Source organism: Arcobacter sp. AHV-9/2010, assembly GCF_004116575.1.
GTDB lineage: Bacteria > Campylobacterota > Campylobacteria > Campylobacterales > Arcobacteraceae > Aliarcobacter > Aliarcobacter skirrowii.
The window spans coordinates 1-486 of sequence record NZ_PDKH01000022.1 but is presented as its reverse complement, the minus strand read 5'-3'; the positions used below and the strand labels follow the sequence as shown (position 1 = coordinate 486).

General features: G+C 28.2%; 1 protein-coding gene. It reads left to right on the top strand.

Annotation, left to right across the window (positions count from 1 at the left end):
* A partial coding sequence (locus tag CRU94_RS09535; protein ID WP_164966595.1) for an AAA family ATPase occupies nucleotides 1-486 on the top strand: 486 nt, incomplete at both ends.

Here is a 486-nt window from a genome sequence, read left to right as displayed (position 1 = left end):
GTGCAAATAGAAATAATAATTGCCAAATGAAAGAGGATGAGTCAGGTTATCTGACTATTTTTAATCCTTCTTGGGATTTGAAAAATCCAATAGAATGGCTAAAATATTTAGACCATAGTGAAAAATCAGGGAAAACAAATATTGTTTCAGTTGAAGCTGCAAAAAAACTTCTACAAGAATTGTTAAATAGTGATGTTCAAATTGACATAACTCCTGAAACTGTAACTTTTAAAGAAAAAGGTTCACTTGTAACTTTTGAACAGTTATCTGCTGGTTATAAGGGTGTAATTACAATTATCACTGATTTATTAGTAAGACTTTCAGAAAATCAACCAAATGTAGTTAGTATTCATGAATTTAAAGGTATTGTACTTATAGATGAAGTTGAACTTCATTTACATCCAAAATGGAAATATAATTTTGTAAAAAGATTAAGAGATATTTTCCCAAATATTCAATTTATTATGACAACGCATAGTCCAACTG